Genomic DNA, 20,238 nt, shown 5'->3' on the forward strand with positions numbered 1-20,238 from the left:
CTCTCGGAACGGAAGGGAAGGCCCGGAACGAAACATTCCGAACCTACGCCGGCAGACAGGATCAGTCGTTCTTGCCGCGCCCGGTCTTGCTCTGAAGCTCATCGATGCGCTTCGACGCATCCGCCTTGCTCAGCGTGTCGTCGAATTCTTCATGCGCCTCTTCGGACAGCGTCTTGAGATAGCTGGCCTGCGCGCCGGTCATCGCCTCGTCGCCGGTCGTCCAGTCGTCGGGGTCCTTCTCTGCGTTGGAGAAGGGTTCGGATTTCGGGTTGTCGGTCATCGTGAATTCCTTTCGCGATCGACCAACAACCCTGTTCCGTGTTCGTTCCGTCGAGCCGGTGCGAAACTCAGGCCGGTTCGAACGTCAGATCAAGCGCTTCGGCCACCGCCTGATGGCGAATTTTGCCCTGCGATACGTTCAGTCCAGCCGCCAGATGGGGGTCGGCGGCCATCGCCGCCTCGGCTCCCAGATTGGCAAGCTTCAGCGCGAACGGCAGCGTCGCGTTGTTGAGCGCGAAGGCGGAGGTCCGCGCGACGGCACCCGGCATGTTGGCGACGCAGTAATGGATCACGCCGTCGACCTCGAACACCGGGTCCTCGTGCGTGGTAGCGTGCGAGGTTTCGAAACAGCCGCCCTGATCGATCGCGATATCGACCAGCACGCTGCCGCGCTTCATCGTCTTCAGCATCTCGCGCGTGACCAGCTTGGGGGCGGCGGCACCCGGCACCAGCACTGCGCCGATCACGAGGTGAGCGTTCTTTACCGCCGCGGCGATCGCCGCCTTGCTGGCGTAAGCGGTCTTGATCTGGCTGGAGAAGAACATGTCGAGCTCGGCCAATCGCGCCATGTTCAGGTCGTAGATCGTCACGTCCGCCCGCATCCCGACCGCCATCTGCGCCGCATTGATGCCGGACACGCCGCCGCCCAGAATAGCGACCTTCGCCGGTGCGACGCCGGGGACGCCACCGAGCAGGATGCCGCGACCGCCCTGTTCCTTCTCCAGATAATGCGCGCCGACCTGCACCGACATCCGGCCCGCGACCTCGCTCATCGGCTTCAGCAGCGGCAAACCGCCGCCCTGCGCCGTGACCGTCTCGTATGCGATGCACGTCGCGCCGGACTTCATCAGCCCCTCCGCCTGCGGCTTGTCGGCGGCGAGATGGAGGTAGGTGAACAGCAGGTGGTGCGGCTCCAGCATCGCGATCTCGACCGCCTGCGGCTCCTTCACCTTCACGATCATCTCGGCGGCGGCAAACACCGACTTTGCATCCGGCAGGATCGTCGCGCCGACCGCCTCGTAGTCGGCATCCTCGAAGTCGATGCCGGCACCAGCCTGCGTCTCGACTACGACCTCGTGCCCCGCCGACACCAGCTCGGCCACCGACGGCGGCGTCAGTCCAACGCGATATTCGTGATTTTTGATTTCCTTGGGAACACCGATTTTCACAGAACCGCTCCTATTCGATTGTTGCGCCGGGTATAGCGGCCTGCCTCTGCCGTTGCACGCGTCGCGGCACGGGTGTAGGCGAAGCCGCATGACGAACAGGGGCGTTGACGGGCTGAATAGCCCCTATCGTACTGATAACGCACGACATGGAGCGTCGCGGCCGTGACCGCGACGCAGGTGGCGACGGAGTCGGCTCCGTCGTCGGGCGACAGCGGCCATCACCACGGTGACGGCATGCTGAAGCTGTCGCTGGGTGCCATCGGTATCGTCTTCGGCGATATCGGCACCAGCCCGCTGTATGCTTTTCGGGAAACCTTCGCGGGGCATCACCCGCTGACGCTCGATCCCGCACACATCATGGGCGTCCTCAGCCTGATGTTCTGGTCGATGATGATCGTGGTGACGGTGAAATACGTCATCATCATCATGCGCGCCGACAACAAGGGAGAGGGGGGCAGCCTCGCGCTGCTCGCGCTGATCTCCGGCAAGACCAAGGTCAAACGGTGGAGCAACGGCATCGTCCTGCTCGGCGTGTTCGCGACTGCGCTGTTCTACGGCGACAGCATGATAACGCCGGCCGTGTCGGTGCTGTCCGCGGTCGAGGGTGTAGCGGTTGCCGCGCCGGCGTTCGCCGGGCTGGTGCTGCCGATCGCCGTCGTGATCCTGATCTTCCTGTTCTCGATCCAGCGTGGCGGCACGTCGCGGGTGGGCCTGTATTTCGGGCCGATCATGCTCGTCTATTTCGGCACGATCTCGGTGCTGGGCACGCTCAGCGTCATCCAGAACCCGGGCGTGCTCTGGGCATTCTCTCCGCACTACGCCGTCGAGTTTTTTCTGATGGACCCCCTGCGGGCGTTTCTGGCGCTCGGCTCCGTCGTGCTTGCGGTGACCGGGGCAGAGGCGCTGTACGCCGATATGGGCCATTTCGGTCGGCGGCCGATCGGGTTGTCGTGGCTGTGGTTCGTGCTGCCGGCCCTGATGCTCAACTATATGGGGCAGGGTGCCTTGCTGTTCCGCGAGGGTGCGGCGGCGCTGGAGAGCCCGTTCTACATGCTCGCGCCGGAGGGGCTGCGTCTGCCGCTCGTCATCCTTGCGACGGCGGCGGCGATCATCGCCAGTCAAGCGGTCATTTCGGGCGCGTTCTCCGTGACGCAGCAGGCGATCCAGCTCGGCTTCATGCCCCGTCTGCGGATCGAACATACCAGCGCCTCGACCGTGGGGCAGATCTATATCCCGCTCATCAACTGGCTGTTGATGGTGATGGTGATCCTGCTCGTCCTGAGCTTCCGGACCTCGTCCGCGCTGACCTCGGCGTACGGGATCGCGGTGACGGGGGCGATGTTCATCGACACCTGCCTGCTCGCGGTGGTGCTGTTCCGCCTGTGGAAGTGGCCGCCCTATGCCGCGGTGCCGTTGCTGACCGTGTTCTTCATCGTCGACGGCGCCTACCTCAGCGCGAACCTGACAAAGATTCCCGCCGGCGGCTGGTTCCCGCTGCTGGTCGGTTTCATCGTGTTCACCTTCCTCACGACGTGGTCGAAGGGCCGCAAGCTGATGATCGAGCGCCTGCGCGAGGCGGCGATGCCGATCAAGGTGTTCATCGCGTCGGCCGCCACCTCGGCCAGCCGGGTGCCCGGCACGGCGGTGTTCATGACGTCCACGGCCGATGGCGTTCCGCACGCGTTGCTCCACAACCTCAAGCACAACAAGGTCCTGCACGAGCGGATCATCCTGCTGACCGTGGCGATTGCGGGCCAGCCTTATTGGCCGGAGGCCGATCGGGTGCAGCATGACGATCTTGGCGACGGTTTCCACCGCATGGTCCTGAAATTCGGCTTCATGGAGGAGGCGAACGTGCCCGCCGCGCTCAAGCACGCGCACAGCGTGGGGCCGGAGTTCCGGATGATGGAAACGAGTTTCTTCCTGTCGCGCCAGACGCTGATCGCGTCGGAACGGCCGGGCATGGCGCTGTGGCGCGAAAAGCTGTTCGCGTGGATGCTGCGAAATGCCGAAAGCGCGATGGAGTTCTTCCGCCTGCCGACGAACCGCGTCGTCGAACTCGGCAGCCAGGTCGAGATTTGACGCGGGTCGCGGTGTCGTCGGGCACGCTCGGGGAGGGGCTCGCCCCGGTCATCGTCACGGCGCTGTTCGGCCGCAACGATCAGGGCTGGTTCGATGCGCAGCGGGCGGAGTTCTTCCCGCCCGAACGCAACGTGCTGGCCGCGCATTGCACGCTGTTTCACCACCTGCCGCCCTCCGCAGCGGACGAACTGAAGCATCGCCTGTCGCAGGCGACCCGCGGCGTCCGCGCCCCCGACGCGCGGGTCGGCGGCCTGATGTCGCTCGGCCGCGGCGTCGCCTATCGCATCGAATCGCCGGCGCTGGTCGCGATCCGCTCGGACCTCGTCGAGGCGTTCGCCGGCCTGCTGACGCCGCAGGATGCCGGTGGTTGGCGTCCGCATGTGACGATCCAGAACAAGGTCACGCCATCCGTGGCGAAACTGCTGCTCGACCGCCTCGGCCGCGACTTCAAGCCGCGCACCGTCGAACTCGCGGGACTGGCGACGTGGTGGTATCGCGGCGGCCCGTGGGAGCCGTTGTCGCGCCACATGTTCGCATGACGCGGAATCCCGCCAAACCTGCTTGACCGATTCCCGAAGCCCTCCTATCAGCGCCGCTCCTTCGGGCTGTGGCGAAGTAGCTCAGCTGGTTAGAGCACGGGAATCATAATCCTGGGGTCGGGGGTTCAAGTCCCTCCTTCGCTACCATGCCCGAAGGTTTTCCACGGATCGTTGGCCACCAGAATCGCGTCGCCGCGGGCGAGCGCGAGCAGGGTCAGCTCGTGGGCGGCGGCATGCTCGATCGCCAGCGTCGTCGGCGCCGACACGCCCATCAAGAGCGGCGCACCGGCGACCAGCGCCTTGTCGACCATTTCGAAGCTGATCCGCGATGTGACCACGATGAATCCGTCGATCGCGCTCCCGGCCAGCGCCGTCGCCCCGATCAGCTTGTCGAGCGCGTTGTGCCGACCGACGTCTTCATACGCCGCGACGATCCGCCCCTCTGTGTCACACACGGCGGCGGCATGGACCGCACCCGTTGCCGCGTTCAGCGGCTGGTGCGCACGAAGCCCTGCCAGGGCCGCGAACAATGCCGGCGATTGGACGGTGGGGCGGGGCGGACTGCCCGCGATCGGTCGTCTCAGTTGTTCCAGCCCGGAAATGCCGCACAGCCCACATCCCGTGTCGCTGGTCCGGTGGCGGACGCGGTCGTGGATGCGCCCGCGACACCGCTCTGACAGCGCGATGCGCAGGATCCAGCCGCTATCCGCCTCGAACGGCTCGACGTCGATCACATCGGCGGCGGTGTCGGCCAGCCGCTCGGTCAGCATGAAGCCGGTCGCGAACGCCTTCAGATCGGCCGGCGTCATCATCATCACCGCATAGCCGAAACCGTCGACCTCGACCGCCACCGGCGCCTCCAGCGCGATGCGTCGCGTCGCCTGCGACACCCCGTCGGGCCGCAGGACGACGATCGGCCACTCGTCTGCCGTCACAGCGCCATCAGGTCATCGCGCGTGTTGACGTTGGGGATCGCCACATCGGATGCAATCGGGATCGCCCCCACCGCGCGCGCCCAGCCGCGCACGGAGCGATCGCCGCCCACCTCGAGATACGACAGCAGATGCGCGCCCAGCGCGGACGGCCACAGCCCTAGCACCGGCGCGTCGCTGCAAAAGGCAGGTGCCCGGTGGAGCAAAGTCTCGAACAACTCGTCGGGCACGCGCGGCATGTCGCACCCGATCGTCAGCACGCAACGAAAGCCCCGGCTGGCGCCCCAGTCGAGCGCCGCCGCAATCCCGCCGAGCGGCCCGAGGCCGGGTCCGGGGAGGTCGGGCACCGCCTCGCCGCCGATCATCACCACCTCTTGCACGAACGGCGTAAGGGCGGCGGCGGCGTGGTCCGCCAGCGATCGGTCGCCGAACATCGCCTGCGCCTTGTCGGAGCCGAACCGCGAGGACCGCCCGCCGATCAGGACCGCGCCTAGGATACCCGTCACCGCCTGATCCTGACCGGTACCGACTTCGCTGCCGGGACGTGGCTGTCGAGCGCGTGATGCTCGACCGGGATCAGATAGTTGAGTTCCGGGTAATAGCCCGCGATGCAGCCCGCCGGGATGTCGTATTCCACCACCATCAGCCCCTCGACGACGCGATCTGTCTGATCCTCCGCGTCGCTTTCCAGCGCGATGATGTCGCCGCCCTTAAGCCCCATGCGCGCCAGATCACCGCGGTTCATCATCGCCACCATGCGCGTGCCGCTGATGCCGCGGAAACGGTCGTCATAGCCATAGATCGTGGTGTTGAACTGATCGTTGGAGCGCAGCGTCACCAAGCGGAAGCGCCCCTCCGCGTCGGCGAACCCGGCGGCGTTAAGCGCACGCGGCACGTTGAACTCGGCCTTTCCGCTCTCCGTCTCCCACTTGCGGTGCGAGGCGGGGTTACCCTTCCAGAAGCCACCGGGCGTGAACAGGCGCTGGTTGAAGTTCGAGAACTTGTCCGGATAGGTGTTCTCGATCGCGCTGCGGACCAAGCCGTAATCGTCGACCCACTCGTCCCACGGGACGTTGGGGTTGGGCTCCAGCACCGCCTTGGCTATCCCAGCGACGATCGCCGGTTCGGACAGCAACGTGTCCGCCGCCGGCGTCGCCTTGCCGACCGATCCGTAGATGTGGCTGAACGAATCCTCCATCGACACGGCCTGCCGGCCGCTGCCCTGCATGTCCTGCTCCATTCGGCCGAGGCACGGTAAAATCCAGCTTTCCTCGCCGGGAATAAGATGGCTCTTGTTGAGCTTCGTCGCGATGTGGACGGCGATCGGCAGCTTCGCCCAGCCTTCCCGCATTGCCGCATGCTCGGGCGTCGCGCGCAGGAAATTACCGCCGAGCTGAACGAAGCCCTGACACTCGCCGGCGATGATCTTGCGACAGCAGTCGACCGTATCCCAGCCTTTTTCGGTCGGCGGCTCGAACTCGAACAGCTCCTTCAGCCGCTCGACGGGGGCGAGCTCGGTCTTTTCGGTGATACCGACCGTGCGCTGGCCCTGCACGTTACTATGCCCGCGCACCGGCCCTGGACCTGCACCCTCGCGGCCGATATTGCCGCGCAGCAACAGCAGGTTGACGATCATGTACAGGCTGTCGATGCCGTAGCGGTGCTGGGTGATACCCATGCCATACACGGCGATCACTCGCTCCGCCTTCATGTAAACCCGCGCGGCCGCCTCGATCGCCTCGCGGCTCAGCCCGCTCTCGCGGACGATATCCGCCCAGTCGGCCTTGCGGCAGTAGGCGGCGAACTCGTCGAACCGCACCGTATGCTGCTCAACGAAATGGTGGTCGACCACGCGCGGCGCACCGCTCGTCAGCGCCGCGTCGTCGGCCTCGATCACGAGCTTGCAGATGCCGAGGATCGCCGCAATGTCGCCGCCGGCACGGAGCTGATGATATTGCGACGATATGCGCGTCGATCCGCCTGTCGTCATCTCCACCGGGTTCTGAGGATCGGTGAACCGCTCCCACCCGCGCTCGCGCAGTGGATTGAAGTTCACGATCTCGACGCCGCGCTTCACGCAGTCGCGTAGCGTGTGGAGCATGCGCGGGCTGTTCGTGCCGACATTCTGCCCGAACGCGAAGATCGCGTCGCACTTGTCGTAATCGTCCATCTGGATCGTCGCGACCGGCGATCCGATCGCGTTCTTCAGCCCGACCGACGTCGTCTCGTGGCACATATTGGACGAGTCGGGCAGGTTCTGGCTGCCCCACATTCGAGCGAAGAGCGCATACATGTACGACGTTTCCAGGGAAGCGCGCCCCGACGCGTACAGCACGACCTTCTTCGGATCGCACGTCTTCAGCTTCGCGCCGATCGCCGCGAACGCCTCGTCCCAGCTTGCCGCGACATAGCGGTCCGTAGCGCGGTCGTAGCGCATCGGATGCGTTAACCGCCCGGCCTGCTCCAGATCGTGGTCCGGCCACGATTCCAGTTCGGTGACGCTATGCTGCTGGAAGAACTCCGGCGTGACGCGTTCGCGGGTCAGCTCCCACGCCGTCGCCTTGGCGCCGTTCTCGCAGAATTCGGCGATGTGCGGCTTGGCGGGTTTTCCCCACGCGCAGCTGACGCACATCACGCCTTCGGGTTTGTTCTGGCGGCGCAGCGCATCGAGCAGATCGGGACTGATCCCCTCCTTCGGCAGGACCTTCGACATGCCCTTCATCGAGCCCCAGCCGCCGGCCGCCCCGGTATATTTCGTGATCTCGATGTCGCTCATGAATCCTCCGCGATTTCATAACGAAGCGGGTGCGGTTTCGGTGCCGTGACTGCCGGTTCAAATTCACGGTCGGAACGCCTAGATGAGGTTCGATTCGGACAGGACGCAATTGATGACGACGCACACCACTCGCATGCTCATTCTCGGCTCCGGCCCCGCGGGGTTGTCGGCGGCGATCTATGGCGCGCGAGCGGGGATGCAGCCGATCGTCGTGCAGGGCATCCAGCCCGGCGGCCAGCTGACCACGACCACCGATGTCGAGAATTATCCCGGCTTCGCGGACGTGATCCAGGGCCCGTGGCTCATGGAGCAGATGCAGAAGCAGGCGGAGCATGTCGGCACGCGCCTGATGTGGGACACGATCACCGAGGTCGACCTGACTCAGCGGCCGTTCCGACTGATCGGCGACGGCGGCGACGTGTACGAGGGCGAGGTGCTGGTGATCGCCACCGGCGCGCAGGCGAAATGGCTCGGCCTCGACAGCGAGGAGGCGATGAAGGGGAAGGGCGTCAGCGCCTGTGCGACCTGTGACGGATTCTTCTATCGCGGCAAGAAGGTGGCGGTGATCGGCGGCGGCAACACCGCGGTCGAGGAGGCGCTGTACCTGACCAACCACAGCGACGACGTGACGCTGATCCATCGCCGCGACACGCTGCGCGCGGAACGGATCCTGCAGGAGCGGCTGCACGCGCACCCGAACGTCAAGGTGCTCTGGAACAAGGAAGTCCGCGAGTTCGTCGATGGCGGCGGCAATGCTGGCCTCGTCGCGCTGGAGCTGGAAGATACCGTCACGGGCGAGCATTCGCGCCTCGATGTGGAGGGCGGGTTCGTCGCGATCGGCCATCATCCGGCGACCGAGCTGTTCCGCGGCCACCTCGATCTCGACAGCGACGGCTACATCAGCGTGGAAGTCGGCTCGACCCGCACCAGCGTCCCCGGCGTATTCGCGTGCGGCGACGTACAGGACAAGGTCTATCGTCAGGCGGTGACAGCGGCCGGCACCGGCTGCATGGCCGCGCTGGACGCCGAACGCTTCCTTGCGGCGGCGGAGTTCGAGGAGTTCAAGGAAGCCGCCGAATAGCCTCGATCAGCAGGCGGTGCAGCGTGTCGGCATGGCCGACGAAGCTGTGCGAGGCGGTGGCGACGCGTTCGATCGCATAATCGCGATCCCGTGCTGCCTTGGCGAAGGCGATCGCGGTGGCGTCGCCCTCCGCCAGCACGATCCTCGCGGCATCGCCCCACGCGTCGATCCCCGCCAGCACTCGGTCGGCGAGCGGATCGGGCGCGGTGCGGCGGCCGAGCTTCGCCAGACCGCCCGCCAGCTTGCCCAGATCGACACCGCCGGTCAGCAGCCGCCGCCATTCCGCCGGATCGCGGAGCCGCTGGGCATAGCGCGCGCGGATCGCGGCGGTGGGGGGCAGGGCGTCCGCCTCTTCCCGCAGCCACGGGTTGGCGAGCAGCACCGCATCGACGCCGCCAGCGCGCCCGCCGAGCGCCAGCGCGCTGGCCGCATCGCAATTGCCGAAGCCGACGACGTGTCGCAGACCCGGCGCTTCCCTGCGGAATGTTGCGCAAGCCGCGCCGATGTCGGGCAGGCTCCCCTCGAATCCTGCGTCCTCCCCAGCCGAATCACCGACGCCGCGCCGGTCGAAGCGGAATACCGGCACGCCATCCGCCGCTAGACGTGCCGCCAGCATCGCCATGCCGCGATGCGCCCCCATGCGCGGCTCGCTGCCACCCGATACGATCAGTACGCCCGTCCGACCGTCCGCCTCGTCGAGCGTCCCGACGAGGTCGCATCCCGTCGAGGCGAAGCGGATCACCCTTCGCATGAGCGCACCCACGCCGCGATATCGTCCGCCAAGTGCTTCGCCAGCGCCAGATCGTTGCCCGGTTCCGCCCGCCGCCAGAGCGGCGCACCCGCGAGTTTCAGGTCGGCCGTCCGCGGATCACTCTCCAGACGCACCACCCGTTGTGGCACATGCTCGCCGTCATAGACGCGCGCCCCGGCCAGATCGGCCAGCATCGCCGGCGACAGCAGATTGCCCGCCAGTTCCACCGCCTCCGTGGCCTGCATCAAGGTCGATACGTCTGTTCCCGGCCGCGTCCGCGCCGTTTCGCGGAGCACCGTCTCACCCTTGATCGGCGATAGATGCCAGCGTCCGTCCATCGGGGCCGACGCGTCGATCAACGCACCGCTCCGCACACCGACCGCATAAGCCGGTCGCGCGATCTGCTCGACCAAAGCCTCGCATGCCGCGCGCATTGCCAGCAATCGCGCATCGCGCGTCTCGATCAAACTTTCTCCGGTGCCAGGCCAATCGGGCAGCACGCTGCCGATGCCGTGGTCTGCCAGGGCGCGCAGGATCGACACCGTGAATGCCCGCGTCCGGTTCGCCTCTTCGAACAGCGGCAGCGAAGCGATCACGGCCGGGCCGTCGTCCGGCCCGAAGCGCAGCATCGCCTCGCGGCCGCCCGCCCAGTCATACGCGTCGATCAGCTGCGCGCCTTGGAGGCTGCGAACGCGGTCAGCGCGCCGAACGTCTCCAGCATGTCGCCATCGACCTCGTCATCCTCGATCAGGATGCCGAGACGATCCTCCAGCTCCGTCAGGACGCTCGCCACCGCCATCGAATCCAGTTCCGGCAGCGCGCCGAACAGCGGCGTCTCCGCACCAAATGCGGCGACGCGCGCGGGCGACAGGCCCAGCACGTCGCCCAGCACGGCGCGCACCGCATCCTCGACCGTCGTTTCGCTGCGTTCTGGAAGCAAGGTCCCGTTTCCCGGCTGGTGTTGCAGCGCCCCTATCGTCCGCCGCAGGAAACGGCAACGTTCAGCCGGTCACGCCTGTGCTGCGAATACAACGGCTCAGCCGCAATCCCGTGCGCGGTAGCCCGCACTCGGGGACAAGGAAAGTGGGGCCCGTGCAACGTCGCGCACTCGGCGCTACATCACCGCGCATGACCCCGCTCGACCCGGTTGCCCACCCGCTCGACCATCTGACAAAGCGCGGTGCACCGGATGCCGTCGCGCTCGTCGATCGTGCCGACGACATGACCTATACCGAACTGGAGGTCGCGGTCGGCGGTATGGCCGCGTGGCTGTCGGCGCGCCACCAGCCTGGCGAGCGTATCGCCACGTGGCTGCCGAAGACGCGGGCCGCCTGCATCATGCCGCTCGCTGTGGCGCGGGCAGGGCTGATCCATGTGCCGGTCAACCCCGCGCTCCGACGGGCGCAGGTCGCCCACATTCTGGCGGACAGCGGCGCGGCGATGCTGCTGACCCAACCGGCTCGTGCGGCGACACTGGAGCCCGGCGACGTGCCGGCCGGCTGTACGATCGTCGCCGAAGCCGACGTTATGCGAGCGCTGCCCGACCACGTCGGACCGTCGTCGCTCGATCCGCTAACGCTGGCGGCGATCCTGTATACTTCCGGATCGACCGGCCGACCGAAGGGTGTGATGCTCAGTCACGCGAACCTATGGCTCGGCGCGATATCCGTCGCCCACTACCTTGAAATAAAACCGAAAGATCGTGTCCTCGGTGTGCTGCCACTGTCGTTCGACTATGGTCAGAATCAACTCTTCTCGACCTGGGCGGCGGGCGCGTCGGTCGCGCCGCTGGACTATCTCGTCGCTCGCGACGTCGTGAAGGCGGTAGAGCGCACCGGAGCGACCACGCTCGCCGGCGTGCCGCCGTTGTGGGTACAGTTGCTAGACGCGGACTGGCCGCCGGAAACCGCTGCCCGCCTGCGCCGCCTGACCAACTCCGGCGGAGCGCTGACCCCGCGCCTCGTCCGCGCTCTGCGGGAGCGCTTCCCGAAGGCGGACCTCTACCCGATGTATGGCCTGACCGAAGCCTTCCGGTCCACCTATCTGCCGCCCGCCCTGGTTGACGCGCATCCCGAGGCGATGGGACGAGCGATTCCTTACGCCGATGTCGCGATCGTCCGACCCGACGGCACGCGCGCCGCGCCGGACGAAGCGGGCGAACTCGTCCACGCCGGACCGCTGGTCGCGCAGGGCTATTGGCAGGACCCCGACCGCACCGCGGAGCGCTTTCGCCCGGCACCCGCGTTCATGGCGCAGGGGACCGCCGTCTGGTCCGGCGATACCGTGAAGCAGGGTACAGACGGCCTGTTTCGCTTCGTCGGACGTGACGACGAGATGATAAAATCCGCCGGCAACCGTCTGAGTCCTCAGGAGATCGAGGAAGCCGTCCTGTCCGGCGGCGAAGCACGTGAAGCCGTCGCGATCGGCGTTCCCGACGATCGCCTAGGACAAGCGATCGTCGTTGCGGTCGCGGGGGACCCTGCCAGCGAGGGGGCTTTACGCAAGCGGCTGAAGGCGGACCTCCCCGCCTTCATGCAACCCGTCCGCTACGTCTGGCACGACGAACTTCCCCGCAACGCCAATGGCAAGCTCGACCGGGCGGGCATCCGCAGGAGCATGACGTCATGAAGCCGACCGGTCCGATCCCGCCAGAGTTCGCCGATCAACGCGGCGACCTGACGATCGCCGGCCGTTCGGCGACGGCGTGGGCCTCGGCAGGCACGCCGCTGTTCGTCTACGACACGGCGATCGTCGCCGCGCGCGTCGCCCGCTTCCGTGCAGCGATGCCCGCGGTCGATCTCCACTACGCGATCAAGGCTAACCCGCACCCGGATCTGCTCGTCGCCGTCGCGCCGCTGGTGGACGGTCTCGATGTGGCGTCCGGCGGCGAACTCGCCCGCGCCTTGGCGGTGAAGCCGGCGACGGCGATCAGCTTCGCCGGCCCCGGCAAGCGCGATCCCGAGCTCGAAGCCGCGATCGTGTCCGGCGCCACGATCAACCTCGAATCTGAAGGCGAAGCCACCCGCGCGCTCGCCATCGCGCACCGCGCAGGCGTGACCCCGAACCTCGCAGTTCGTGTAAACCCCGATGTGGAACTCCGCGGATCGGGAATGAAAATGGGCGGCCGCCCGTCACCGTTCGGTATCGACGCCGCCCGCGTGCCGACCCTGGTCCGCGACCTCGTCGCCAGCGGTGCGAACTGGCGCGGTTTTCACATCTATGCCGGCAGCCAAGCCCTCGACGCCGCCGCCATCGCCGAGACGCAGACCGCGACGCTAGCGCTCGCCGCCCGCCTCGCGGAGGAGGCCGGCCACGCCCCGCCACTCGTCAACCTCGGTGGCGGCTTCGGCGTGCCCTACTTCGCCGGCGACCGCCCGCTTGACGTCGAGCATGTCGGGCAGCGTCTGTCCGAAGCACTCTCCACCCGCTCCACCGTCCTCAAGAAAAGCCGGTTCGCGATCGAGCTCGGCCGCTGGCTGGTGGCGGAGGCGGGGGTCTATCTCGCGCGGATCGTCGATCGGAAGGAGAGCGGCGGCGAGACTTTTCTGATCCTCGACGGCGGCCTCAACCACCAGCTCGCCGCGTCCGGCAATTTCGGCACCGTCGTCCGCCGCAACTACCCGGTCGCCGTCGCGCACCGAATGGGCGCGGACGCCGCGGAAACCGTCTCCGTCGTCGGTCCGCTCTGCACCCCGCTCGACCGGCTCGGTGACCGCGTCGCGCTGCCGCGGGCGGAGCCGGGCGATCTGATCGCCATCTTCCTCGCCGGAGCGTACGGCGCGACCGCCAGCCCGGCGGCATTTCTCGGCCATCCGCCTGCCCTGGAACAGGTCGCCGGCTGACGCGGCGTCACTAACGCTATCTTCACCTCTGCCCCGCATAGCCGACCCTGAAAGCCCGTCCTGCGTCCGCGCCGGATCGGCCGATGGAGAAGTCGATGCATTCGTACCGTGCCCCTCTCGCCTTCGCGACCACGATGATGCTCGCGGCCTGCGCCGGTGCTGGCGGCAGCCGGCCGGAACTGCCCGCCGCGGGCTATGTCGCCAGCCGCGAGACGCCGAGCGAGGAATATGTCATCGGGCCCCTCGACCAGCTGTCGGTATTCGTGTGGCGTAACCCGGAACTGTCGGCGAAGGTGCAGGTCCGCCCCGACGGCCGCATCACCACGCCGCTGGTCAGCGACATGCCCGCCGTCGGCAAGACTCCGTCGCAACTGTCGGACGACATGAAGAAGGCGCTGTCCGCTTATATCAACGCCCCGATCGTCTCCGTCATCGTCGAGAACTTCTCGGGCACCTACTCGCAGCAGGTCCGCGTCGTCGGCGCGACCGAGAAGCCCGCGTCGATCCCATACCGCGCCAACATGACCCTGCTCGATGCGATGATCTCGGTCGGCGGGCTCAACCAGTACGCGGCAGGCAACAAGGCGCGGCTGGTCCGCTACGACCGCGGCACCGGCAAGCAGAAGGAATATCAGCTTCAGATCGCCAACCTGCTGAAGAAGGGCGACAGTCAGGCGAATGTCCGGCTGGAACCGGGCGACGTCATCATCATCCCCGAGTCGATGTTCTGAGCGCCGGACGGTGAACGGCATCTATGACGAGGCGCGTCTGGCGCTGCATGCGATCTGGACGCGGCGCTGGCTCGCGCTCGCGGTGGCGTGGGGCATGTGCGTCGCCGGCTGGCTGGTCGTGAGCCAGATCCCGAGCCGCTACGAAAGCCGCGCGCGCGTGTTCGTGCAGATGCAGACCCTGCTCCCCGCCGGCCTCAGCGGCCAGCCGCAGGACCAGAACGCCGATATCGACCGCATCCGCCAGACGCTGATCTCCGCCGTGAACCTGGAGAAGGTCGTGCGCGGCACCGATCTGGCGAACAGCGTCGCCAGCGACCGCGACGTCGCCGACCGCGTCGCCGCGCTCGCGCAGAACATCAAGGTCACCTCGACCCAGGACAATCTGTTCGAGATCACGACCAGCGCCGCCAGCCCGAAGCTGGCGCGCACGGTGACGCAGAAGCTGATCGACATCTTCGTCGAACAGAACCTCGCCGGCGACCGGACCCAGACGTCGCAAAGCCTCGCCTTCCTCGACAAGCAACTCGCGACGCGCCAGCAGCAGTTGCAGGACGCCGAATCGAAGCGCGCCGATTTCCAGAACCGCTATCTCGGCAGCCTGCCCGGCACCGGCTCCGTCGGTGATCGCATCGGCGCGGCGCGGGCGCAGGTCGCGCAGGTGGACGGTGACCTCGCCGCCGCGCAATCGGCGTTGTCCGCGGTGCAGGGCCAGATGGCCGTGACGCCGCAGACGATCGCCGGGGCAGGGGGCGTCACCGGTGGCCCGGCTCGCGCACGTCTCGCTGCGATCCAGGGCCAGTTGGCGGACGCGCACGCCCGCGGCTTCACCGACGCGCATCCCGATGTCCTCGCGCTCAAGAGCCAGCTTGCCGCTGCGCAAGCCGCCGCGCGCGGCGAGCCGACCGGCGTCGCCGGCGGAACGGGCAATCCGCTCTACCTGTCGCTCCAGTCAATGCAGGCCGACAAGCAGAGCCAGGTCGCGGCGCTGCGCATCCGCCGCAACCAGCTGCAAAGCGACCTCGACCTGCTCAATTCGAAGCTGACCGAGGACCCCGAGGTCGCCGCCGAGCAGGGCCAGATCGAACGCGACTATCAGGTGCTGAAGGATCAGTACGACCAGCTTCTCGTCAATCGGGAGCAGATCGCGTTGCGCGGTCAGGCTCAGTCGCAGACCGATCAGGTCAAATTCAGCGTGATCGATCCGCCGACGACGCCGCGCGTGCCGAGCGCGCCGAACCGCCTGCTGCTGCTGACTGGCGTGCTGCTGGCGGGACTGGCGGCGGGGATCGGTGGCGCGTTCGCACTGGGCCAGCTTCGCGCGACCTTCGCGACCGCGCCCAAGCTGGAGCGGGCGACCGGCCTGACCGTCATCGGCTCGATCGGCGAAGTCGTGACCCGTGCCCAGTCCGACCTGCGCCTGAAGCATCTCAAGATCTTCGGCGGCGCGACCGTCGGCCTCGTGTTCGCCTACGTCCTGCTCCTCGGCGTCGAATTCCTCCAGCGCGGGATGGCCGCATGACCCTGCCTCGTCCCGTCGATCGCCAGCCCTCGCTGCTGGAACGCGCCGCCGCGGTCTACGACTTCGGCGAACATTATCGTGCGAAAGTCGGGGACGCGTCCTTCGGCCATGCCCGGGACGGGCGGGAGGAGGAGGTCACGCCTCCCCCAGCGTTCGTGCCGAGCGGGATCGAGGCACGGGCCACACCGCAATCCGCTGCGCGCGCCGTTCCCGACCTGTCCGCGATCCCGGCCGAGTTCCTTGCCGATCCGAACGCCGACCCCGACGACTTCGTGCCCCCGCCGCTGCCGGCCGGGATCGTGTCGATCGACCGCGGCATGCTGGCGGAACACGGCATGATCGTGCCCGGCGCGCCGGTCGGCCCGCTGGCGGAGGAATTCCGCCTCATCAAGCGCCAGTTGCTCGTTACCCGCCGCCGCGTCGCTGACAGCGATCAGGCGGACAAGGCGCGCAGCGTCCTCGTCTGCTCGGCGCGTCCGCGGGACGGCAAGACATTCTGCGCGGTCAATCTCGCGCTGTCGATGGCGGCCGAGCGCGATACCGAGGTGCTGCTGGTCGATGCCGATGTCGCCAAGCCCGACGTGCTGCGCCGGCTGGGCATGCAGGACGGTCCCGGTCTGCTCGACGCGCTGGCCGACCAGACGATCGACGTTGAGTCGCTGGTGCTCCACACGGACGTACCGCAATTGTCGGTGCTGCCGGCGGGCGCGAAGACGGCGATGGACACCGAACTGCTCGCCAGCGCCCGGACGGAGGTGGTGATCCGCCGCCTGCTCGACGCCAATCCGCGCCGCCTGCTCATCTTCGACTCGCCTCCCGCACTCGCCGCGTCGCCCGCCGCCGTGCTGGCGATGCTCGTTGGGCAGGTGATGCTCGTCGTCCGCGCCGACCGGACACCCGAAACCGAGATCGGTCAGGCTGCCGACCTGCTCGACGGGTGCGAGCATATTCAGCTCGTGCTCAACGCCGTCTCGTTCGTCCCCGGTGGTGCCCGCTTCGGCAGCTATTACGGCATGGAGGAGCGCGCGTGATCCGGTCCGTCTTCGTCCTCGTGCCGGCGCTCGTCCTCGCCAACCCGGTCGATGCGCAGGATGCTCCTCGCGTCGCCCTCGCGCCGTATATCGAACTCAGCCAGGTCGTGACGGCCGACCTGAACTCCGGCGATGTCCTGACCTACAGCTCGCTGGCCGCCGGCATCGACGCGTCGATCGCGACGCGTCGCGCGAACGGTCAGCTATCGTACCGCTACGAGCGGCGGATCGCCTGGGACGATCGGATCGGCGACTCCGACATCCACTCCGGCCTCGCGCGCGGACAGGTCGCGCTCGCCCGCGGGCTGACGCTGGACGGCGGCGCGATCGCTGCGCGCGCGCGCAACGATATCCGCGGCGATGCGCCCGGCATCCTTGCCGGGAACAGCGGCAACACCAGCCAGATCTACGGCGCCTATGTCGGCCCGTCCTACACCACGCAGGTCGGCGCGTTCGGCCTGAACGCCGCCTACCAGCTCGGCTATACCAAGGTGGAGACGCCGACGGTGGACGGGGCAGGCCCGAACCGCCGCCGGCTCGACTATTACGACGACAGCTGGGGACAGCTCGCCGCCGCCAGCATCGGTACGGCGCCCGGCGCGATCCTGCCCGTCGGTCTCACCCTGTCGGGCGCGTATAGTCGCGAGACAGCGTCGCAGCTGAAGCAGCGGTACGAGGGGTTATATGGTCGCGGGGACGTGCTGCTGCCGGTGTCCTATACCGTCGCCCTGACCGCCGGCGTCGGCTACGAAAAGATCGAGGCGTCGCAGCGCGATCCGCAGGTGGACGCGAGCGGCGCGCCGGTGGTCGACGGCAATGGCCGCTTCATCACCGATCCCGCCAGCCCGCGCCGGATCGCGTACCGCACCGACGGCGTCTATTACGATGCCGGCGTCGTGTGGCGTCCCAACCACCGCACCGAAGTCCGCGGCGCGGTCGGTCGTCGCTACGGCTCCACCAGCTACACCGGCAGCGCCACGTGGCAGGCGTCCCAGTCCACCGGGGTCGGCGTCGTCGTCTACGACACCGTCACTACGTTCGGCCGCCAGCTCCGCACCGGTTTGACCGCGCTGCCGACCAGCTTCCAGGTCCGCCGCGATCCGTTCGGGCAGAACTTCAACGGCTGCACCTTCGGCACGTCCGGTGCCGCACCCGGCGGCTGTCTGAACGACGTGTTCCAGTCGATCTCAACCGCCAGCTACCGCGCGCGCGGGATCGAGGGCGTGCTGTCGTCGCAGCGCGGACGCAGCACCTACGGCGTCGGTGTCGGCTACGCCAACCGCCGGCTATATGCCCCGGCCAATGGCTCGGGCATCATCGTCACCGGGCTGGAGGACGAGAATTACTTCGGCCAGCTATTCTTCACGCGCGCGCTGTCGCGGGTGTCGGGCTTCGATACCAATGTCTTCCTGACCTATTCGGATACCGAGCTTCAGGATGGCGACGGCACGTGGTCGGGCGGAGCGACGGCCAGCTACTATCACGGCTTCGGCCGGCTCAGCACCACCGCGTCGGTCGGCCTCTATGCCTTCCAGGTCGGCGATTTCGAGACGAGCTGGTCGGCGCAGGCGCTCCTCGGCGCGCGCTACACCTTCTAAGGACTGGATGATGGACGACGCGTACTGGGGCCTGACGGATCGCCCGTTTCAACTGACGCCGGACCCGCGCTTCTGGTTCGAGACGGCGACCCATCGCAAGGCGATGGCCTATCTCGGCTATGGCCTCGCGCAGGGGGAGGGCTTCATCGTCGTCACCGGCGACATCGGTGCGGGCAAGACGACGTTGCTCGGCCATTTGCTGGAGACGATCGATCACCAGCGGCTGAACGCGATCAAGCTGGTGTCGACCGCGATCGAGGCCGACGACCTGCTGCGCATCTGCGCGACCCAGCTGAATGTCGACGCCGCCGGCCTCAGCAAGGCCGAGCTGCTCGTCGCGATCGAGCGCGGCCTGCACGCCGTCGCGCGGACCGGTCGCCGCACGCTGTTGGTCGTGGACGAGGCGCAGGCGCTGCCGGTCTCCGCGGTCGAGGAACTGCGGATGCTGTCCAACTTCCAGGCGGGTGGCCACGCGCTGCTCCAGATCCTGCTGCTCGGCCAGCCGGAATTCCGCGATCGGCTGCACGGTCTGGAGCAATTGCGCCAGCGCATCATCGCCATCCACCACCTCGACCCGATGGGCGAGCATGAGGTCGAGGATTACATCGCACACCGCCTGTCCGTCGTCGGCTGGACCGGCCGCCCCGATTTCGCGGACGATGCCTTCACCGCCTTCTACGAGGGGTCGGGCGGGGTGCCGCGCCGGCTCAACCTGCTCGCCGGTCGGGTCATGCTGCACGCCGCGCTGACCGATCTCGACCTGATCGACGGCGCGACCGTGCGTCAGGTGATCGCCGATCTCGCCGCCGATCTGCCCGCGCCCGTGATCCCATCGGTGGCGACGCCCGTCGTCGCGGCCGAACCGGCGGTGGAACGTTCGGAACCCGTCCACCCGGACTCGACCGTCGATGCTCGCATCACCGGGTTGGAGGATCGCATCGAGCAACAGGATGCAGCGCTGCGCCGGGTGCTGACCCTGCTGGTCGACTGGATCGAGGCGGAGGACCCGCACCGCGTCGTCGCGCCGGAAAGCTATGTCCCCAACCGCACCGCGACGGCGTGGACCGATGCGGCCTGATCCACGTATTCTCAATGGCATGTCCGTGGATGTGGAGGACTGGTTTCAGGTCGGCGCATTCGAGAATGTGATCTCTCGTGACGACTGGAACCACCTCGACCGCCGCGTCGAACGCAACACCGACGCCGTGCTGGACCTGTTTGCCCAAGCCGGCATTGCCGCGACCTTCTTCACGCTCGGCTGGGTCGCGGACCGGCACCCGGCGCTGATCCGTCGCATCGCCGCTGCCGGGCATGAGGTCGCGAGCCACGGCTGGGATCACCGGCGCGTCTTCACGCTCTCGCCGGGCGAGTTCGTCGTCGACCTGCGGCGGGCGCGCGAGGCGCTGGAGCAGGCGAGCGGGCAGGCGGTTACCGGCTATCGCGCGCCCAGCTTCTCGATCGACGCGCGAACCCCGTGGGCGCACCCCATCCTCGCGGAGGAGGGCTACGCCTATTCGTCCAGCGTCGCTCCGCTCGCGCACGACCATTATGGCTGGCGGGAGGCCCCCCGCTTCGGCTTCCGCCCGCTGAACGATAGCGCGCTCACCGAGGTGCCCGTCACCGTCGCGGAGTGGCACGGCAAGCGCATCGCGACCGGTGGCGGCTTTTTCCGCCTGCTGCCTGCCAAACTCACGGATATCGCCGTCGGCCAGTCGAACCGCGCCGGCCAGCCGGCGATGTTCTACTTCCACCCGTGGGAGATCGACCCCTCCCAACCACGCGTCGCCAACGCACCGCTGCGGTCGAAGCTGCGCCATTATTCGCGGCTCGGCGCGATGCGCGGCAAGCTCGCCGGGCTGCTGCGGCGGCATCACTGGGGCCGCGTCGACCGCGCGATCGGGCTGTGAC

At 67.7% G+C, this 20,238-nt stretch carries 19 protein-coding genes and 1 tRNA gene; 12 read left to right on the forward strand and 8 right to left on the reverse strand.

Features of this window, described 5'->3' with window-relative positions:
• Positions 1 to 61 precede the first annotated feature (61 nt).
• Together AC0CH8_RS09660 and ald are read right to left on the reverse strand one after the other, a co-directional pair.
• Positions 62 to 280, reverse strand: coding sequence for a DUF3072 domain-containing protein (locus AC0CH8_RS09660; protein ID WP_204200488.1), 219 nt, complete (start codon positions 278 to 280; stop codon positions 62 to 64).
• 67 nt (positions 281 to 347) lie between these two features.
• The gene (ald, locus tag AC0CH8_RS09665; RefSeq protein WP_465239703.1) at positions 348 to 1,448 is read right to left on the reverse strand and encodes an alanine dehydrogenase; all 1,101 of its coding nucleotides are present in this window, start codon (positions 1,446 to 1,448) and stop codon (positions 348 to 350) included.
• Between the two features lie 162 nt (positions 1,449 to 1,610).
• On the opposite strand from ald, the gene AC0CH8_RS09670 reads away from it, so the two are divergent.
• The 3 genes from AC0CH8_RS09670 (at position 1,611) to AC0CH8_RS09680 (ending at position 4,216) form a co-directional block, all read left to right on the forward strand.
• Positions 1,611 to 3,530 (forward strand): potassium transporter Kup, encoded by a 1,920-nt coding sequence (locus AC0CH8_RS09670; protein WP_465239704.1) that lies wholly within the window; start codon positions 1,611 to 1,613, stop codon positions 3,528 to 3,530.
• Positions 3,527 to 4,069, forward strand: coding sequence for a 2'-5' RNA ligase family protein (locus tag AC0CH8_RS09675; RefSeq protein WP_465239705.1), 543 nt, complete (start codon positions 3,527 to 3,529; stop codon positions 4,067 to 4,069). Before AC0CH8_RS09670 ends, AC0CH8_RS09675 begins: the two co-directional genes overlap by 4 nt.
• A gap of 70 nt (positions 4,070 to 4,139) precedes the next feature.
• Positions 4,140 to 4,216, forward strand: a tRNA-Met gene (locus AC0CH8_RS09680).
• On the opposite strand, the gene fdhD is transcribed toward AC0CH8_RS09680, so the two are convergent.
• From fdhD to AC0CH8_RS09695, 3 genes are read right to left on the reverse strand one after another with little or no spacing between them, the layout of a single operon-like run.
• On the reverse strand, positions 4,195 to 5,004 hold the full coding sequence (fdhD, locus tag AC0CH8_RS09685; RefSeq protein ID WP_465239706.1) for a formate dehydrogenase accessory sulfurtransferase FdhD: 810 nt from the start codon (positions 5,002 to 5,004) through the stop codon (positions 4,195 to 4,197). The two genes, AC0CH8_RS09680 and fdhD, sit on opposite strands and share 22 nt — an antisense overlap.
• Positions 5,001 to 5,507, reverse strand: coding sequence for a molybdenum cofactor guanylyltransferase (locus tag AC0CH8_RS09690; protein WP_465239707.1), 507 nt, complete (start codon positions 5,505 to 5,507; stop codon positions 5,001 to 5,003). The genes fdhD and AC0CH8_RS09690 overlap by 4 nt, the downstream gene beginning before the upstream one ends.
• Positions 5,504 to 7,777: an FdhF/YdeP family oxidoreductase gene (locus tag AC0CH8_RS09695; RefSeq protein ID WP_465239708.1), complete on the reverse strand. Its 2,274-nt coding sequence runs from the start codon at positions 7,775 to 7,777 to the stop codon at positions 5,504 to 5,506. The genes AC0CH8_RS09690 and AC0CH8_RS09695 overlap by 4 nt, the downstream gene beginning before the upstream one ends.
• Before the next feature lie 112 nt (positions 7,778 to 7,889).
• Between AC0CH8_RS09695 and trxB the strand changes: the two genes are divergently transcribed.
• Positions 7,890 to 8,858: a thioredoxin-disulfide reductase gene (gene trxB, locus AC0CH8_RS09700; protein WP_465239709.1), complete on the forward strand. Its 969-nt coding sequence runs from the start codon at positions 7,890 to 7,892 to the stop codon at positions 8,856 to 8,858.
• On the opposite strand, the gene AC0CH8_RS09705 is transcribed toward trxB, so the two are convergent.
• Genes AC0CH8_RS09705 through AC0CH8_RS09715 form a run of 3 tightly spaced genes read right to left on the reverse strand, consistent with a single transcriptional unit; the run spans position 8,839 to position 10,549 of the window.
• Positions 8,839 to 9,621 carry a hydrolase 1, exosortase A system-associated gene (locus AC0CH8_RS09705; RefSeq protein WP_465239710.1) on the reverse strand — a complete coding sequence of 261 codons (783 nt, stop codon included), beginning with the start codon at positions 9,619 to 9,621 and terminating at the stop codon, positions 8,839 to 8,841. The two genes, trxB and AC0CH8_RS09705, sit on opposite strands and share 20 nt — an antisense overlap.
• Positions 9,597 to 10,238 carry an alpha/beta hydrolase family protein gene (locus tag AC0CH8_RS09710; RefSeq protein WP_465239711.1) on the reverse strand — a complete coding sequence of 214 codons (642 nt, stop codon included), beginning with the start codon at positions 10,236 to 10,238 and terminating at the stop codon, positions 9,597 to 9,599. Before AC0CH8_RS09710 ends, AC0CH8_RS09705 begins: the two co-directional genes overlap by 25 nt.
• 35 nt (positions 10,239 to 10,273) lie before the next feature.
• The gene (locus AC0CH8_RS09715) at positions 10,274 to 10,549 is read right to left on the reverse strand and encodes an acyl carrier protein (RefSeq protein ID WP_465239712.1); all 276 of its coding nucleotides are present in this window, start codon (positions 10,547 to 10,549) and stop codon (positions 10,274 to 10,276) included.
• Between the two features lie 188 nt (positions 10,550 to 10,737).
• Between AC0CH8_RS09715 and AC0CH8_RS09720 the strand changes: the two genes are divergently transcribed.
• The 8 genes from AC0CH8_RS09720 (at position 10,738) to AC0CH8_RS09755 (ending at position 20,237) form a co-directional block, all read left to right on the forward strand.
• The gene (locus AC0CH8_RS09720) at positions 10,738 to 12,237 is read left to right on the forward strand and encodes an acyl-CoA ligase (AMP-forming), exosortase A system-associated (protein ID WP_465239713.1); all 1,500 of its coding nucleotides are present in this window, start codon (positions 10,738 to 10,740) and stop codon (positions 12,235 to 12,237) included.
• Complete coding sequence (locus tag AC0CH8_RS09725) at positions 12,234 to 13,451, forward strand: pyridoxal-dependent decarboxylase, exosortase A system-associated (protein WP_465239714.1); 1,218 nt, start codon at positions 12,234 to 12,236, stop codon at positions 13,449 to 13,451. Before AC0CH8_RS09720 ends, AC0CH8_RS09725 begins: the two co-directional genes overlap by 4 nt.
• An 83-nt stretch (positions 13,452 to 13,534) precedes the next feature.
• The gene (locus AC0CH8_RS09730) at positions 13,535 to 14,182 is read left to right on the forward strand and encodes an XrtA/PEP-CTERM system exopolysaccharide export protein (protein ID WP_465239715.1); all 648 of its coding nucleotides are present in this window, start codon (positions 13,535 to 13,537) and stop codon (positions 14,180 to 14,182) included.
• 10 nt (positions 14,183 to 14,192) lie between these two features.
• A complete protein-coding gene (locus tag AC0CH8_RS09735; RefSeq protein WP_465239716.1) occupies positions 14,193 to 15,701 on the forward strand; it encodes an XrtA system polysaccharide chain length determinant in 1,509 nt (502 codons plus the stop codon).
• Complete coding sequence (locus AC0CH8_RS09740; protein ID WP_465239717.1) at positions 15,698 to 16,732, forward strand: AAA family ATPase; 1,035 nt, start codon at positions 15,698 to 15,700, stop codon at positions 16,730 to 16,732. Before AC0CH8_RS09735 ends, AC0CH8_RS09740 begins: the two co-directional genes overlap by 4 nt.
• Positions 16,729 to 18,330 carry a hypothetical protein gene (locus AC0CH8_RS09745; RefSeq protein ID WP_465239718.1) on the forward strand — a complete coding sequence of 534 codons (1,602 nt, stop codon included), beginning with the start codon at positions 16,729 to 16,731 and terminating at the stop codon, positions 18,328 to 18,330. The genes AC0CH8_RS09740 and AC0CH8_RS09745 overlap by 4 nt, the downstream gene beginning before the upstream one ends.
• Before the next feature lie 10 nt (positions 18,331 to 18,340).
• Positions 18,341 to 19,408 (forward strand): AAA family ATPase, encoded by a 1,068-nt coding sequence (locus AC0CH8_RS09750; protein ID WP_465239970.1) that lies wholly within the window; start codon positions 18,341 to 18,343, stop codon positions 19,406 to 19,408.
• Between the two features lie 19 nt (positions 19,409 to 19,427).
• Positions 19,428 to 20,237 (forward strand): XrtA system polysaccharide deacetylase, encoded by an 810-nt coding sequence (locus AC0CH8_RS09755; RefSeq protein ID WP_465239719.1) that lies wholly within the window; start codon positions 19,428 to 19,430, stop codon positions 20,235 to 20,237.
• Position 20,238 lies beyond the last annotated feature (1 nt).

It is taken from the genome of Sphingomonas sp. AC435, assembly GCF_979253005.1.

What these genes read in the sequence shown, in the direction of transcription:
- AC0CH8_RS09660 (WP_204200488.1), bottom strand. Translation starts at nt 280, where the DNA reads ATGACCGACAACCCGAAATCCGAACCCTTCTCCAACGCAGAGAAGGAC.
- AC0CH8_RS09695 (WP_465239708.1), bottom strand. Translation starts at nt 7,777, where the DNA reads ATGAGCGACATCGAGATCACGAAATATACCGGGGCGGCCGGCGGCTGG.
- trxB (WP_465239709.1), top strand. Translation starts at nt 7,890, where the DNA reads ATGACGACGCACACCACTCGCATGCTCATTCTCGGCTCCGGCCCCGCG.
- AC0CH8_RS09710 (WP_465239711.1), bottom strand. Translation starts at nt 10,238, where the DNA reads ATGCTGCGCTTCGGGCCGGACGACGGCCCGGCCGTGATCGCTTCGCTG.
- AC0CH8_RS09720 (WP_465239713.1), top strand. Translation starts at nt 10,738, where the DNA reads ATGACCCCGCTCGACCCGGTTGCCCACCCGCTCGACCATCTGACAAAG.
- AC0CH8_RS09725 (WP_465239714.1), top strand. Translation starts at nt 12,234, where the DNA reads ATGAAGCCGACCGGTCCGATCCCGCCAGAGTTCGCCGATCAACGCGGC.
- AC0CH8_RS09730 (WP_465239715.1), top strand. Translation starts at nt 13,535, where the DNA reads ATGGAGAAGTCGATGCATTCGTACCGTGCCCCTCTCGCCTTCGCGACC.
- AC0CH8_RS09740 (WP_465239717.1), top strand. Translation starts at nt 15,698, where the DNA reads ATGACCCTGCCTCGTCCCGTCGATCGCCAGCCCTCGCTGCTGGAACGC.
- AC0CH8_RS09750 (WP_465239970.1), top strand. Translation starts at nt 18,341, where the DNA reads ATGGACGACGCGTACTGGGGCCTGACGGATCGCCCGTTTCAACTGACG.
- AC0CH8_RS09755 (WP_465239719.1), top strand. Translation starts at nt 19,428, where the DNA reads ATGTCCGTGGATGTGGAGGACTGGTTTCAGGTCGGCGCATTCGAGAAT.